Consider the following 14,463-nt stretch of genomic DNA (forward strand, 5'->3'; position numbering starts at 1 on the left):
GCGCGCGCGCTCCGGACCCGTCGCGGTCGCCTCTTGGCTTGGCTTAGCGTCTTTTTTCGCCGCCCCAATTGAAAGCCCGACCGCGGGTACTGCCCCGGCATGCAGCGCCCTCTGTTCGTAACCGTAGCTTCCGTCGCGCTCCTGAGCGCGTGCCCTGGCGAAGACAACGACACCGCGGGAGCCAACTCGACCCCCGGCACGACCGGCATCGAGCTGCCTCCGCCGACCGGCACCACCACCGGCACCACCGAGCCGGACGCGCCGACCACCGTAGCGCCGACCAGCACCGGGCCCGACACCGGGACCACCACCGAGGACGGTCCGCTCGTGTGTGACGAGTTCGTGCCGATGGAGATCGAGCCCGTCATCCCGCGGGTCGTGCTCGTGCTCGACAAGTCGGGCTCGATGATCTCCGAGGAGTCCGGCTTCTGGGATCACGACGCCGATCCCAACACGCCCGACATCACCCGCTGGATGAGCCTCCACTCGGTGGTCGAGTCGATCTTCGCCGGCCTCGACAACGTGATCAACTTCGGCGCGGTGCTGTTCCCGTCGCTCACCGCCACCGGCTCCTACGGCCCGGCCGCCTGCCCGGTCGACGCCGATCCGCTGGTTCCGATCGGCCCGCAGAGCGGCGCCGCGATCCTCGGCGCCTTGCCGCCGGCCGACACCATGACGATCGCCGGCGGCACCCCGGCCGCCGCCGGCATCCAGGTCGCGCTCGACGAGCTCGCCAGCCTGCAGGACGACGAGCCGAAGTTCATCATCCTCGTCACCGACGGCGCCGCCAACTGCAAGAAGGGCACGATGACGCCCGAGCTGTTCAACGCCTACGACGACAACCTGCCAATGGTCGTCGCCGAGGCGGCGGCGATGGGCTTCCCGACCTACGTCATCGGCATCGACATCGAGGACGTGTTCTCGCCGACGGTGGTCGACGGCAACCCCGACAACACCAACACCTACGAGAAGCTCAACGAGCTGGCCGAGCTCGGCGGCACCGCCCGGCCCGGCGAGGAGAAGTTCTACAACGCGCTCAACCAGACCGAGCTGCAGGCCGCGCTCAACTCGATCACGCAGCAGGTCGTCTCGTGCGAGATCAAGCTCGGCGAGCCGGTCCCGAAGATGTTCTACATCCAGCGCGTCGAGGTCGGCAGCGACGGCGACGCGGACCAGCAGGTCTACGAGGGTCAGGACACGCAGGTCGCCAACTGCGACGACGAGGCCGGCTGGAAGTACACCACGCCCGACCGCGACGCGATCATCCTCTGCGGCGACGCGTGCGAGTACTACAAGGAGACCGGCGTGGTGCAGATCGAGTACGGCTGCTTCATCGGCTGAGCCCGGCGTTCGGGGGCGAGCGCCCTCGCGCGCCCCCGCGCTCGCTTTGTCCTCGATCTCCGGCCGCGGGTGCCGCCAAGATGGCAGCACCCGCCATGACGTCGTCGCTCGCACCCCGCCCCGCTCCCGCGCTCCTGTTGACCGCCGCGCTCGTCGTCGCATGTCCTGGAGGACAGGGCGATTCGACCATGTCCGATTCGACAGGCGCGGGCCCGACCAGCGACGCCTCGACCGCCGCGACCGATCCTGGCACCACCGACACGACCGCCGGCCCGACCGGCACCGCGACCGACAGCGACAGCGGCGAGCCGACCGGGACAGTCACCTCGACCACCGGCGATCCGCCCACCAGCACCACAGTGTCGACCTCGACCGGCCCCGGCACCACCACCGACGACACGACGACCACGACCACCGGCGACCCGGTGCGCGGCAGCGGCCGGATCGTCGGTTACTTCACCGCCTGGGCCGTCTACGACCGCGACTACCACGTCAGCGAGATCCCGGCCGACAAGCTCACCCACGTCAACTACGCCTTCGCCAACCTCAGCGCCCAGGGCGAGTGCGTGCTCGGCGACAGCTACGCCGACATCGAGAAGGTCTACGACGGCGACGATCCGAACGCCCCGCTCAAGGGGAGCTTCAACCAGCTGCAGAAGCTCAAGCAGCAGCACGGCCACCTGCGCACCCTGATCTCGGTCGGCGGCTACACCTGGTCGACCAACTTCGCCCCTGCCGCGGCGACCGAGCAAGGCCGGGCCAAGCTGGCCGCCTCGTGCGTGAAGTTCATGCGCGACTACGGGTTCGACGGCGTCGACATCGACTGGGAGTTCCCCGCCTCGCCGCAGGAGGGCCAGCACTACAGCGCCCTGCTGGCCGCTCTGCGGGCCGAGCTCGACGCCGCCGAGGCCGAGGACGGGGCCGAGTACTTGCTGACGATCGCCGCGCCGGCGGGCCCGGGCAACCTCGCCAACCTCGACCTCCCGGGCATCGCCGCCAGCGTCGACTGGATCAACCTCATGGCCTACGACTTCGCCGGCCCGTGGATGGGCACCACCACCCACAACGCCGCGCTCTACAGCCCGGCCGACGATCCCGACCCGAACAACGCCCTCCTCAGCGACGACTCCGCCGTCACCGCGATCCTCGACGCCGGCGTCCCGCCCGATCAGCTCGTGCTCGGCGTGCCGTTCTACGGCCGCAGCTTCGCCGGCGCCAGCGGCGGCCAGGACGGCCTCTACTCGACCTTCAGCGGCGCAGGCCCCGGCACCTGGGAGCCCGGCATCGTCGACTACCACGACATCGTCGCCAACTACGAGCCCGAGCTCGAGCGCTTCTGGCACGGCGACGCTCAGGTCCCGTGGCTGTACGACGCCGCCGACGACCTCTTCATCACCTACGACGACCCCGAGTCGATGCAGCGCAAGACCGACTACATCGCCGCCAAGGGCCTCGGCGGCGCGATGTTCTGGGAGCTCGCCGGCGACACCCAGGACAGCGCCCTGCTCGACGTCCTCGCCGACGCGCTGATTCCCTGACCTTTGAGACAGGCCATGCGACCTTCGCTGCGATGGCTCCCGCTCGCCTGGCTCGCCGCGTGCGGGCCGCAGCCCGCGGGCGGTACGTCCGCCACCGCCGGCGACGCCACGAGCACGAGCGGCGCCGCGAGCACGAGCACCACGAGCGGTGAACCCACTACCAGCACGGGCACCACCCCCGGCACCGGCACGCCGGACACGTCGTCGCTGCCGCCGCTGCCCGACCTCCCGTGCGAGGTCGTGTGCACTGGCGGCTTCATCGAGCCGGTCGACCTGCCGGCCCAGGAGTGTGACATCTGGACGCAAGACTGCCCCGCCGGCCAGAAGTGCGTGCCCTACAGCCCGGACGGCACTCCGACCTGGACCGCCGAAGGGTGTTTCCCCGTCGTCGCCGATCCGGTCGCGCTCGGCGAGCCGTGCACCTTCGAAGTGAGTCCGGTCAGCGGCCTCGACAATTGCGACGTCGGCGCGATGTGCTGGGACGGCGACGGCGACGAGCAGTACCACTGCGCCCCGCTGTGCACCGGCACGGGCGACGCGCTGACCTGTCCGCCCGGCTACTACTGCGCTACATACTGGGAGCAGTTGACCGTGTGCGAGCAGCCGACCTGCGATCCACTGAAGCAGGACTGCCCTGACCCCGAGGAGCTGTGCGTCCCGAACATCTACGCGTGGGAGGACTGGTGCCTCCCCGACGACTCCGAGCTCGACGGCCAGCTCCACGAGCCGTGCGCGTCGGAGACGGACTGCGACAAGGGCCTCGCGTGCGTGTGGACCGAGTTCGCCGGCGTCGAGTGCGTCGGTGACACCGGCTGCTGCGAGCCGTTCTGCGAGCTCGGCGTCGACACCTGCCCCGGCGTCGGCCAGGAGTGCGCTCCCTGGTTCGACATCACCGACGTCGGCGTCTGCCGCCTGCCGTAGCCGATCAGTCCGAGGCCGCCGGCAGCGTCAGCCAGAACAGCGACCCTTGCGGCTCGGCCGGCTCCACGCCGACCTGGCCCTCCATCGCCTCGGCCAGGTGCTTCACGATCGCCAGGCCCAGGCCGGTGCCGCCGACCTCGCGCGAGCGGCCCTTGTCGACCCGGTAGAAGCGCTCGAACACCCGCGCGCGGTGGCGGGCCTCGATGCCCGGGCCGTTGTCTTCGACCTCGATGCGGACCATGTCGCCGCGCTTCTTGGCCCGCACCACGATCTTGCCGCCGGCCGGCGTGTACTTGACCGCGTTGTCGATCAGGTTGAGCAGCACCTGCTCGAGCGCCTGCTCGTCTGCCCACACGGTCATGTCCTCGGGGACATCCGAAGTGACCTCGATGTGCTTCTCCTGGGCCAGGCGCTCGACCTCGTCGATGGTGTGGGCGACGATCGGCTCGAGCTCGATCTCGTCGGGGCTCATCTCGTAGGTCCCGGCCTCGATGCGCGAGATCTCGAGCAGGTCGGCGACCAACGCGGCCAGGCGGTCGGCGCTGCGGAGCTGGGCGTCGAGGAACCGGCGCGCCACCTCGGGCTTCTCGATCGCCCCGTCGAGCAGCGTCTCGGCGTTGGCGCGGATGATGCTCACCGGCGTGCGCAGCTCGTGCGACACGTTGGCGACGAAGTCGCGGCGGACCCGCTCGAGCCGGCGGATCTCGGTCACGTCGTGCATCACCACCACCGCGCCCTGCTGGTTGCGCAGCGGGCAGGCGTACGCGAGCACCTGCCGCGGCGGCGTCGTGCGGGTCTCGAACTCGCGGCGCTCCGGCTGGCCGGCCAGCGCCCGCTGCACCAATTCGTGCAGCGCGGGGATCGGGATCCGCTCGGCCAGCGTCGAGCCGCCGTGCTCGATCGACAGGCTGAGCAGCCCCAGCGCCGCGCGGTTGATCAGCGTCAGGCTCTGCACCTGATCGACCGCGACCACGCCCTCGTCCATGCTCTCGAGCACCGCCTCGAAGCGGCTGCGCTCGGCGGCCAGCATCCCCACCGTCGTCTCGAGCTCGGCCGCCATGCGGTTGAGCGAGCCGATCATCCCCGGCTCGTCGCTCGGCTCGGTGGGCGCGCGCGGCTCCTCGCCGTCGACCGCCCGGCGGGCGTCCTCGACCAGCGTGCGCAGCGTGCGGGCCAGGAAGTGCGACGCCAGGCCGCTCAGCACCACCGCGCCGGCGAGGCTCAGCAGGCCGGCGATCCCGAGCGCGATCCGCAGGCGGCGCACTGCCGCGTCCATCTCCTCGAGCGGGCGGGCGATGCGGACCGTGCCGGTCACCGCGCCGGCCGTGAACGGCACCGCGATGTACATCATGTCGGTGCCGAGCGTCGCGCTGTAGCGGACCGCCCGGCCCTCGCCCTCGGCCACCGCCGCCATGACCTCGGGGCGGTCGCTGTGCGAGTCGACGGTCGCCAGCTCGTCCGCTGCGATCTCGGAGTCGCCGAGCACCTTGCCCGAGCGGTCGATGATCGTCACCCGCGCCCCGCTGGCCGCGCCGAGCTGATCGGCGACCGCGTCGGCGGGGGCGTTGTCGTAGGCCAGCGCGACCCGGGCGACCCGCGCCTGGGCCAGCAGCTCGGCCTCCGCGCGGCCGTGGGCCCACTCGCGGATCTGGCCCTCGAGATAGCCGCCGGCCACGAGCACGACGGACAGCACCAGCAGGACGGAGACGAGGAACAGCTTGCCGCGGACGTCGAGCCTCACGGTTCGTCGTCCTCGACCGCGCGCAGGTCGGTCGTGAAGCGATAGCCGACGCCGCGCAGCGTCTGCACGTAGTCGGCGATCTCGCCGAGCTTCTTGCGCAGGCGACGGACGTGGGTGTCGACCGTGCGCGTCGTCAGTCCCGGCTGCACGCCCCACACGTCGGCGAGCAGCGCGTCGCGGGTCTGGACCCGGCCGCGGCGGGCGATCAGCGTCGTCAGCAGGCGGAACTCGAGCGCCGTCAGCGTGACCTCGCCGTCGTCGACCCACACGCGGTGGCCGTCCATGTCGACGCGCAGCCGGCCGTAGGGCGTCGGCGCCAGCGACGTCTCGGCCGGGGCCTTGCGCCGCAGCACCGCGCGGATCCGCAGCATCAGCTCGCGCAGGCTGAACGGCTTGACCACATAGTCGTCGGCGCCGACCTCGAAGCCGACCACGCGATCGACCTCTTCGGCCTTGGCCGTCATCATGATCACCGGCATCGCCCGCGTGCGCTCGCCGGCGCGGAGCTGCTGGCACACCTGCGTGCCGGACATGTCGGGCAGCATCAGGTCGAGCAGCACGAGGTCGGGCGCCGGCTCGGTGACCGCGATCTCGAGCGCTTGCCGACCCGTGTAGGCCGACCGGGTACGAAAGCCCTCGCGATCGAGCGCGTACTCGAGGGTCGCCACCAGGTCGCGTTCGTCTTCGACGATGAGAATCAGCCCGCTCATGTTCGCCCCGAACCTCGGCCCGGGCGCATCATACACCCTTGGCTTGCGGCCCGGCGGCGGGCGCCAGGACCGCGGCCAGCAGGTTCAGGGCGTCGACCGTGGTGAAGATCCCGGCCACGCGGCCCTCGTGCATCACCACCGCCGAGCCATACTTGTGGGCGGCCATCTCCCGCACCACCTCTCCCACCGTCACGTCGGGGCCGACGCGATACGGGTCCTGCGTCATCGCCTCCTCGACCTTGACCGCGTCGGGGTCGACGTCCGGCAGGCTCTCGACGAGGTCGATGTCCCGCTCGCTGAGGACCCCGAACAGGTACCCGCCCTCGAGCACGGGCAGGTGACGGATGTGGTGCTCGTGCATCCGCCGGGCCGCGTCGGACAGCGTCTGGGCGCGGCCGATGGTGATCGGGGCCGGCGTCATCACGTCGCGAACCGGGGTGGAATGGTCGACCATGGGCGGGAGGCTACGCTCTCCCGCCCGCACGGAAAAGGTGAACATCCCCGCGCCGACGATCTAAAATTCGCCGCGCATGTACACCCGCATCCTCGCCGCCCTCGACGGGTCCTCGCGGACCGACCTCGTCCTCCGCCAGGCCGCGGAGCTCGCCGCCAGCCACGGCGCCGCCCTCGATCTCTGCCGGGCCGTCAACGTCCCGCTCGGCATGCCCGTCGAGGCCTGGTCGCTCAGCGGCGAAGAGCTCGGCTCGCGCCTGGTGGAGCTCGCGCACCAGGATTTGCGCAACCTGCGAGGCTCCCTCACGGTCGCCTTGCCCGGCGAGATCCACGTCCGCCTCGGCCGACCCGCGCAAGTGATCTGCGAGGTCGCCGACGCCGTCGGCGCCGACCTCATCGTCATCGGCAGCCACGGCTTCGACACCCTCGATCGCCTGCTCGGCACCACCGCCGCGCGCGTCGTCAACCACGCTCACTGCAGCGTCCTGGTCGTTCGTCCGCCGCGCGACGCCGCCGCCTAGCTCCGGCCAGCTGTCCGGACGCCGCGCATCACCTGCGTCCCATCATCTTCATCGACGACGGCGATCGCGGATCGCCGCGGCGCGATCGTCGAGCCCGACCTCCGCGCCGCTCACGTCCCGCGCGCCGGCCGCTTGCGCGCCGAGAACCACTCCCGATAGCGCTCCATCTTCGCCTGCTGCTCGTTCGGCGCCCGCCGCGAACACGTCTTGGCCTCCTCGCTGCCGGCGGGCGCGCCCCAGCGGTACTCCGGGCAGTCGTTGGGGTTGTAGGCGACCTCGAGCGCACGCGCGCGCGTCACCAGCTCGCCGAGCCCGAGCGGCCACTTCGAGCCGTCGCTGCGCACGTACTCGAAGCGAAACTTCGGATCTGCGAGCAGCTTGTCGCGCGCCTCCTCGAGCCGGCGGACGACGCCCTCGAGGTCCTGCTCCGCCGCGAACACCGCCGGCTGGCGCCGCACCTTGTCGGCGAAGCCGCGGACCACGTCGACCGCGATCAGCAGCCGCAGGTCGCGCGCCGGCGTCGAGTACGACTCCCACGAGCCCGTCGTCTCGAACACCGCGAAGCCCTCCGGCATCGCGATCGTCGCCCCCGGGCTCTGCTTGAAGAACGCGTCGCCGTTGCCGACCGACGTCACGCGCACGCGGGCCTGCTCGAACAGCGCCGCCACCGCCTCCTCGAGCGCGAGGACCGGGTCGCGCGTGCCCGGCGAGACGATCGCCTCCATGCGATCGTAGAACGCCGGCGCAGTCAGCGAACCTTGCTCTTGGGACAGGTCGCCGTAGTCGGCGTGGGCCGCGATCTCGGCGTCGCTCAGCGGCGTGGCCGCACCGTCGCGGATCGCTATCGGGCGGAAGTTCTTGAACCCCGAGCCGCCGAGCAGCGGGTCCGGGTTCCACAGGAAGTTGCCCTCCCAGAACCGCTTGCGGGTGATGCTGCCGTCGGGCTGACCGTCGACCGCGTACAGCACCCCCGGGCGCCCTCCCTCGCCCGCGAACAGCTCGACCAGCACCAGGATGTGCCCGTACGGATCGGCGTAGACCGTACCCGGCCGCAGCGAGCGGCGATCGAGGCGCACCGGATACAGATCGCTGCGCTCGTCGCCCAGCGCCACCCGCCCGTTGCCGGTGTGCACCCCCCACGCCAGAGTGCGGCGCATGAAGTGTTGCACCGCCCCGAGCTGCCCCGGCTGCGGCCCCGAGCCGCCCGGCACCGCCAGGTTCGACGTCGCCTCGCCGCAGCGCGGCGGCTTGCCCGGCCCGCCGCGCGAGCAGCCGCGGAATCCGAACGGCAGCGCCCGCTTCCAGCTGTAGTACGCGCGCAGGAAGTACGGCGTGTCGGCGCAGTCGGGGCGCATGTGCAGCCCGCCCTGCTGCGGGGCCGCGTCCTCGCCCCACGCGTACGCGTCGTGGAGGATGTTGCGCGCCGGGTCGCGCGTCACCTGATCGAGCGCCGTGTACGCCAGGTCGACCCCCGGCTCGGCGTGGAACAGCGCCCGCACCCACGCCGAGTACAGCGCCTCCTCGCCGCTGTCCCACGCGCGCTGGCTCGGCCACACCGCCGTGCTCGCCGGCGGCGGCGCGTCGCGCCCGGCCCGCTCGCGCACCTTCACTTTGAGACAGGCCTTGCCGACCCCGCCGCGGCCCGCGACGATCACCAGCTCGCCCGGCTTGTCCGGCGTCACCGTCGCCAGCGCCGCCGCCGGAGCGCCTGTCCAAAAGCGCATGTCCGAAGGTACAGCCCCGCCGTCGACCCGCAGCGCCAGCGCCTCCTCGCCCGCCAGAGTCGCCGCCAGGACGCGCATCGGTTGCCCGACCGCCGGCCGCTGCGGCGACACCAGGATCCCGTAGGCCCGATCGTCGGTTGCCGGGCACTCCCCTGCCTCGGCCGCGGTCGGCAGCGGCGGCGGCGCGGCCGGGACGGCTGCCGCGACCGGCGGAGCCGTCGGTTCGGCAATCGCCGGCTCGCTCGCGGCAACCGGCGCGGCCGGACTCGCCGTCGCCGGCCGACCCGCCGAGGTGTCGGCCGTCGGCGTCGCTCCACACGCCGTCAGCGAGGCGATCGCGATCCACTCGAGGCGCATGCGAGACATCGGCGACCCATAGCGAGATCTCGCAAACACCGCCAGTCTCTCGCGCCACCGCGGTCGCGCCGCACCGCGCGACCCCTCACCGACCACCCCGCCGACCGCCCCGGCACCACGTCGCCCATCACTTCAAGTGATGGCGACCAAGACCAGAGGACTAATCCAAAAAACCATTCATCTCGGAACATGCCTCGCAGCCCGCAGGAGCGCGCGAGATCGCGACGGAGCGCGCGCCGGGCGTGGTATGGATCGCCGCCATGCTGGTGCTGATCGCCGACAAGTTTCCTTCGAGTGGTCGTGAGGTCTTAGGTCGCCTGGGCGAGGTCGTGTACCGGCCGGAGCTGAGCGCCGAGCAGCTGCCGGCCGCCCTGGCCGAGACCCGAGCCGACATTTTGGTCGTCCGGTCGACGGTCGTCAGCGAGACCGCCCTTGCCGCCTCGCCGCCGCTCTCGCTGGTCGTGCGTGCCGGAGCCGGCACCAACACCATCGACACCGCCGCCGCTAGCCGGCGCGGCATCTTCGTCGCCAACTGTCCCGGCAAGAACGCCATCGCAGTGGCCGAGCTGGCCATGGGTTTGATCCTCGCGCTCGACCGGCGGATCGTCGACGCCACCCTCGAGCTGCGCCACGGCACCTGGAACAAGAGCAAGTACGGCAAGGCGCGCGGCCTCAAGGGTCAGACCCTCGGCCTCGTCGGCTTCGGCATGATCGCCCGCGAGGTCGCCATCCGCGCCCGCGCCTTCGGCCTCAAGATCCTCGCCTTCGCCCGCAGCCCGATCGCGCCCGACGTGCTCGAGGCGCACGGCACCGTCCAGGTCACCGACCTCGGCGCGCTCCTCGACGCCAGCGACATCGTCAGCGTCCACGTCCCGTACTCCAAGGCCTGCCATCACCTCATCGGCGCCGAGCAGATCGCGCGCATGCGGCCGGGCTCCACCCTGATCCACACCTCGCGCGGCGGCGTCGTCGACGACAAGGCCCTCGCCGAGGCCGTGCGGTCGGGCCGCCTGCGCGCCGGCCTCGACGTCTTCGAGGGCGAGCCGGCCGGCGGCCAGGCCGACTTCAAGAACATCGCCGGCGACCTCGGCGACGTCTACGCCACCCCGCACATCGGCGCCTCCACCGAACAGGCCGAGTCGGCGATCAGCGACGAGGTGGTGCGGATCATCGAGAGCTTCGTCGCCCGCGGCATCGTCCACCACGCCGTCAACCTCAACGAGCGCGTCGCTCGCTACAGCCTCGTCGTCCGCCACCTCGACCGCGTCGGCGTGCTCGCCGGCATCCTCCAGGCGCTGCGCGAGGAGCGGGTCAACGTCCAGGGCATGAGCAACACCATCTTCGCCGGCGGCGAGGCGGCCTGCGCCACCATCACCTTCGAGCAGGCGCCGAGCGACGAGTGCCTGCAGCGGCTCCGCGATCACGAGGCCATCCTCGCCGTCGAGCTGCGGGCCGCCCGGTCGTGAGCGCGCCGGCTCCCGCGCAGGCGCTGGCGCTCCTCGCCCACGGCAGCCCCGATCCCGACTGGCTCAGGCCGGTCGAGCAGATCGCCGAGCGCCTGCGCGTCCTCGCCCCGGCGCTCTCGATCGCCATCGCCACCCTCGAGCACGGCACCGCGCTCGCCGACGTGATCGCGCGGCTCGGCGAGAGCGGCGTGCGCCGCGTCGTCGTCGTGCCGGTGTTCCTCTCGGGCGGCGGGCGCCACTTGAAGCGCGACGTCCCGGAGCTGGTCGCCCGGGTCCAGCGCGAGCACGCGAGCCTCGAGATCGCGCTCGCCGGCGACGCGCTCGCCACCGACCCCGACGTGCTCGACGCCCTCGCGGCGGCAGCTCTGCGGCGAGTGGCGCTATCCTCCCCGACATGAGCGCGTACGACGTCGTGTTCTCCAACCCCTCGCTGGACCCCAACCACCCGGTCGAGGGCCCCGTGTTCGTCAATGCCTCGCCGCGGAGCTTCGTGGTCGTCCTGTCCGTCGAGCTGACCCGCGATCCCCAGCAGCCCGACGCCCGCGCGATCCTCCACGGCATCGACAGCAGCGAGAAGGCCCAGCAGCACGTGATCGGCTTCGCCGCCCCTGCGACCGTCCTCCGCAGCACCGTCGCCGTCCGCCTCGCCGCGATGGAGGACGGCAAGCCCCGCCCCCTCCACCTCGAGGTCGCCACCCCCGGCGCCGTCTGCACCGTGCGCGTGCTGTCGGCCACCCCGCTCTGACAGCCACGTCCTTTCGGGCATGTCATGAAGACCATGTCCGAAAGGACAACATGAAACACAACAACAGCTGACCGAAGAGACAGCCTCAGGCCGGCAGCGGCCGGCGCAGCGCCCCCGTGTCGGGGTCGAGGTTGAACAGGTTCGCCAGCGCCTCGTACAGCTGCGGGTCCTGCTTGCGCAGGCGCAGCGGCTGCTCGAAGAACACCTCGACCGCCACCGCGAACAGCTCCGCCGAGTTGGTGCCCGCGTAGGCGCGCAGCGGCCCGCCCTTCTGCCGGCGCACCGCCTTCAGCCGCGTGCGGACCAGGTCCTCCCAGCCCGGCACGGCAGTCCACGCGAAGCGGTCCGGCGACCCGTCGGCCGCGCCGTCGGCCATGTCGAGCACGTGGGCCAGCTCGTGCAGCACCACGTTCTCGCCGTCGGGCTTGCGGAAGCCGAACCGGATCTGCTTGCGCGAGAACAGCACCGGCCCCTGCAGGTGGACCTGCCCTGCGATCCCGTGGTGATCGCCGGGCTCGCCGTCCTCGTTCCACTGCGTCGGGTGGACCACGATGTCGCGCACGTGCGGCCACTCCCAGTCGGGCCGTCCGTGGCACAGCATCGCCGCCCCGGCGCCGATCATCACCTTGACCTCCTCCGCCACCGCCGCGCCCTGCGGCCCGTAGATCCGGTGCTCGCCCAGGAACACCGCCACGTCGCCCTCGAACCGCTTCTGCGCCGGCGGCGTCAGCCGCCCGTAGAACGGCACCCGCTTGGCCAGCAGCTCGCGCCAGCTGTCCGGCACCGGCGCCAGCGCCAGCCGCTCGCGGCGGGCGATCGGTCGCAGCGCCGCGGTGCGATAGCCGAGCCCGAGCAGCGGCCCTATCACCACCATCCACCACGGCGCCACCGCCAGCACCACCACCGACGTCACCACCGCGATCGCCACCGCGATCGCCGACTGCAACCGCATTGCCGCCCGCGCGAGCACGACGACCGATCTACCGCGACCCGCCGCGCTCGCCTACCCCGCCGCGATCTGGCCGGCGACCTGCCGTCCGCGTCTGCGCCGGACTCGCTCGCCCCGGTGACCGCGAGCGCCGCCGCGACCGGCACGCCCGCCGGCCCGGCGAACTCGCCCGCTCGCCCCCGCGATCGAGGCCCGCGCCTACCCGCGCAGCGCCGCCTCGGCTACCCTGCCGTTGCGCGTGCCGATCGACGCCCTCGCCCTCCCGCTGCTGGTCGTCACCGCGATCGGCCTGTTCGGCTACGCCCTCTACTTACGGCGGCTGGGCCTGCCTGACGCGCGCACCGGCTGGGCCATCGTCGCCTTCATCGTCCTCGCCGCCGCGCTCGCCTGGTGGCTCGCGCCGAGCAGCCCCGGCTTCGTCGCCTTCGGCCTCTACCTCCTCCTCGTCATCGCCCCCGTCTCGCTGCAGACCCGGCTGCACCGGGCCATCGGCGCCGGCGACGAAGAACGGGCGCGGCGGCTCGCCTGGCTGCTCGCGCGGATTCACCCCACCCGGGCCGTGCGCGACGAGCTCGGCGCCTTGCCGATCATCCTCGCCTTGCGGGCCGGCGACGATGTCCCGCCCGCCGAGCTCGATCGCGTCTCGCACGGCCTGCCGCAGGTGCGGCGCGCCTTCGACATCGTCCTCCTCCACAACCGCCGCGACGTCGACGCGGTGCGGGCTGCCTTCGCCGATCCCGAGGAGCGGGCCGGCCTGTTCGCCCAGGGTCTCGGCTCGATCTACGTCCAGGCAGTCGCCTGCACCGACCCTGACGGCGACGCTCTGGCCGAGGCCCTCGCGCGGGCCCTCGCCGGCGATCCCACCTTCCAACAGCCCGAGCGGGTCGCGCGTCTCATCATCCAGGCCCACGCCCTCGCCGGCGACGTCGCGCGCACCAGCGCCCTCGCCGACGGCCTCGGCATGTACCTCGCGCGCGGCGATCGCGAGCTGTGCATCGCCCTCGCCGAGTGGTGCGCCGGTCGCCCCGACGCCGCGCGTCGCACCCTCGCGCGCGCGCTCGAGCAGCACGGCGACCACCGGATCGCCCGCTCCACGCTCCTCTCGCTCGACGCCATGATCGCCCGGCGACCGCCGCGGCCCTCCACCAGTCACACCCGCGCCCTCGACCATCGCCTGGCTGCCCTGCGCCGCGGCGCCCCGGCCCTGCGCGCCGTCTCCACCTTCCTCGGTCGCCACGCAGTGCGGCCGCGCCTCACCTGGGCCTGGATGGCCGTCCTCGTCGGCTTTTACGCCATCTTCGCCACCGCCGGCGACCCTTACGACCCCGAGCACGCCTACGCCTGGGGCGCCCTGTTCACCGCCGACTTCGGCCCGTCCGAGGCGTGGCGGCTGGGCACGCTCACCCTCCTGCACGTCGGCAGCCTGCACCTCATCCTCAACGTCCTGATGCTGTGGCGCTTCGGCACCTTCGTCGAGGTGCTCTACGGTCGGGCCCGCCTGGCCGCCATCTACGTCCTCAGCGCCGCGCTCAGCGGCCTCGCAGTCGCCTTCCTGCGCGACCCGGCCAGCCCCTTGCTCCTGATCGGCGCCTCCGGGGCGATCATGGCGCTGGGCGGGGCCGTGATCGCCGCCCTGCTGCTGCGCCGCGACCTCCGGAGCACCCCGATCGGCCGCGCCGAGCTGGTCGCCCTCGTCATCCTGTTCGGCCTCCAGGTCGTGTTCGACAGCGTCACCCCCCAGGTCAGCGGCACCGCCCACCTCGCCGGGATCGTCGCCGGCGCGGTCCTCGGGGCCCTGTTCCTGCCGCGGCGCTCGCGTGAATTTTCGGACATGCTCGAACAGACAGGGTGATTCAAACATGTCCTTCGCTACATGTCCCTGAAGCCACTTGACATCACGCGCGCGATCGCGCGCCGGCTCCGGCCGAGCGCGTGACTTCGACCGCGTGAGCTTGGCCGTACCCGTGCGAGCCCTGGGGGACGCACGAGCGCCGCCC

13 protein-coding genes are annotated in these 14,463 nt (G+C 72.2%); 8 read left to right on the forward strand and 5 right to left on the reverse strand.

The genetic code is table 11. The annotated features are described in order from the left end of the window. The first annotated feature begins 99 nt into the window (after nucleotides 1–99). The 3 genes from OV090_RS01185 (at nucleotide 100) to OV090_RS01195 (ending at nucleotide 3,800) form a co-directional block, all read left to right on the forward strand. Complete coding sequence (locus OV090_RS01185; RefSeq protein ID WP_267701587.1) at nucleotides 100–1,341, forward strand: vWA domain-containing protein; 1,242 nt, start codon at nucleotides 100–102, stop codon at nucleotides 1,339–1,341. A 188-nt stretch (nucleotides 1,342–1,529) separates the two neighbouring features. Further along, entirely contained in the window at nucleotides 1,530–2,879 is a 1,350-nt protein-coding gene (locus OV090_RS01190) for a glycoside hydrolase family 18 protein (RefSeq protein ID WP_267701588.1), read from the forward strand. A 15-nt stretch (nucleotides 2,880–2,894) separates the two neighbouring features. Continuing rightward, nucleotides 2,895–3,800: a hypothetical protein gene (locus tag OV090_RS01195; RefSeq protein ID WP_267701589.1), complete on the forward strand. Its 906-nt coding sequence runs from the start codon at nucleotides 2,895–2,897 to the stop codon at nucleotides 3,798–3,800. Nucleotides 3,801–3,804: 4 nt separating this feature from the next. On the opposite strand, the gene OV090_RS01200 is transcribed toward OV090_RS01195, so the two are convergent. From OV090_RS01200 to OV090_RS01210, 3 genes are read right to left on the reverse strand one after another with little or no spacing between them, the layout of a single operon-like run. Next, nucleotides 3,805–5,541 (reverse strand): ATP-binding protein, encoded by a 1,737-nt coding sequence (locus OV090_RS01200; RefSeq protein ID WP_267701590.1) that lies wholly within the window; start codon nucleotides 5,539–5,541, stop codon nucleotides 3,805–3,807. Then, nucleotides 5,538–6,251, reverse strand: a complete 714-nt coding sequence (locus OV090_RS01205) for a response regulator transcription factor (RefSeq protein ID WP_267701591.1) — start codon at nucleotides 6,249–6,251, stop codon at nucleotides 5,538–5,540. Before OV090_RS01205 ends, OV090_RS01200 begins: the two co-directional genes overlap by 4 nt. Before the next feature lie 28 nt (nucleotides 6,252–6,279). Further along, nucleotides 6,280–6,705: a CBS domain-containing protein gene (locus OV090_RS01210; protein WP_267701592.1), complete on the reverse strand. Its 426-nt coding sequence runs from the start codon at nucleotides 6,703–6,705 to the stop codon at nucleotides 6,280–6,282. Between the two features lie 76 nt (nucleotides 6,706–6,781). Here OV090_RS01210 and OV090_RS01215 point away from each other — a divergent pair, with 76 nt between their 5' ends. Continuing rightward, nucleotides 6,782–7,225, forward strand: a complete 444-nt coding sequence (locus OV090_RS01215; RefSeq protein WP_267701593.1) for a universal stress protein — start codon at nucleotides 6,782–6,784, stop codon at nucleotides 7,223–7,225. A 110-nt stretch (nucleotides 7,226–7,335) separates the two neighbouring features. Here OV090_RS01215 and OV090_RS01220 read toward each other — a convergent pair whose 3' ends face one another. Then, nucleotides 7,336–9,315: a hypothetical protein gene (locus tag OV090_RS01220; protein WP_267701594.1), complete on the reverse strand. Its 1,980-nt coding sequence runs from the start codon at nucleotides 9,313–9,315 to the stop codon at nucleotides 7,336–7,338. A gap of 251 nt (nucleotides 9,316–9,566) precedes the next feature. On the opposite strand from OV090_RS01220, the gene OV090_RS01225 reads away from it, so the two are divergent. Genes OV090_RS01225 through OV090_RS01235 form a run of 3 tightly spaced genes read left to right on the forward strand, consistent with a single transcriptional unit; the run spans nucleotide 9,567 to nucleotide 11,517 of the window. Continuing rightward, nucleotides 9,567–10,772: an NAD(P)-dependent oxidoreductase gene (locus OV090_RS01225; protein WP_267701595.1), complete on the forward strand. Its 1,206-nt coding sequence runs from the start codon at nucleotides 9,567–9,569 to the stop codon at nucleotides 10,770–10,772. Next, nucleotides 10,769–11,170 carry a CbiX/SirB N-terminal domain-containing protein gene (locus tag OV090_RS01230; RefSeq protein ID WP_267701596.1) on the forward strand — a complete coding sequence of 134 codons (402 nt, stop codon included), beginning with the start codon at nucleotides 10,769–10,771 and terminating at the stop codon, nucleotides 11,168–11,170. The genes OV090_RS01225 and OV090_RS01230 overlap by 4 nt, the downstream gene beginning before the upstream one ends. Beyond that, on the forward strand, nucleotides 11,167–11,517 hold the full coding sequence (locus tag OV090_RS01235) for a hypothetical protein (RefSeq protein ID WP_267701597.1): 351 nt from the start codon (nucleotides 11,167–11,169) through the stop codon (nucleotides 11,515–11,517). Before OV090_RS01230 ends, OV090_RS01235 begins: the two co-directional genes overlap by 4 nt. 85 nt (nucleotides 11,518–11,602) lie before the next feature. Here the strand turns inward: OV090_RS01235 and OV090_RS01240 are convergent, their stop codons facing one another. Continuing rightward, complete coding sequence (locus tag OV090_RS01240) at nucleotides 11,603–12,487, reverse strand: M90 family metallopeptidase (RefSeq protein ID WP_267701598.1); 885 nt, start codon at nucleotides 12,485–12,487, stop codon at nucleotides 11,603–11,605. Between the two features lie 217 nt (nucleotides 12,488–12,704). Between OV090_RS01240 and OV090_RS50395 the strand changes: the two genes are divergently transcribed. Next, a complete protein-coding gene (locus OV090_RS50395; protein ID WP_267701599.1) occupies nucleotides 12,705–14,318 on the forward strand; it encodes a rhomboid family intramembrane serine protease in 1,614 nt (537 codons plus the stop codon). Nucleotides 14,319–14,463 lie beyond the last annotated feature (145 nt).

The sequence above is a fragment of the Nannocystis sp. RBIL2 genome, from assembly GCF_026626745.1.
In the GTDB taxonomy this organism is placed as follows: Bacteria; Myxococcota_A; Polyangia; order Nannocystales; family Nannocystaceae; genus Nannocystis.

Coding starts and splice junctions, on each gene's coding strand:
- OV090_RS01185 (WP_267701587.1), top strand. CDS start 100: ATGCAGCGCCCTCTGTTCGTAACCGTAGCTTCCGTCGCGCTCCTGAGC.
- OV090_RS01190 (WP_267701588.1), top strand. CDS start 1,530: ATGTCCGATTCGACAGGCGCGGGCCCGACCAGCGACGCCTCGACCGCC.
- OV090_RS01195 (WP_267701589.1), top strand. CDS start 2,895: ATGCGACCTTCGCTGCGATGGCTCCCGCTCGCCTGGCTCGCCGCGTGC.
- OV090_RS01205 (WP_267701591.1), bottom strand. CDS start 6,251: ATGAGCGGGCTGATTCTCATCGTCGAAGACGAACGCGACCTGGTGGCG.
- OV090_RS01210 (WP_267701592.1), bottom strand. CDS start 6,705: ATGGTCGACCATTCCACCCCGGTTCGCGACGTGATGACGCCGGCCCCG.
- OV090_RS01215 (WP_267701593.1), top strand. CDS start 6,782: ATGTACACCCGCATCCTCGCCGCCCTCGACGGGTCCTCGCGGACCGAC.
- OV090_RS01220 (WP_267701594.1), bottom strand. CDS start 9,315: ATGTCTCGCATGCGCCTCGAGTGGATCGCGATCGCCTCGCTGACGGCG.
- OV090_RS01225 (WP_267701595.1), top strand. CDS start 9,567: ATGCTGGTGCTGATCGCCGACAAGTTTCCTTCGAGTGGTCGTGAGGTC.
- OV090_RS01235 (WP_267701597.1), top strand. CDS start 11,167: ATGAGCGCGTACGACGTCGTGTTCTCCAACCCCTCGCTGGACCCCAAC.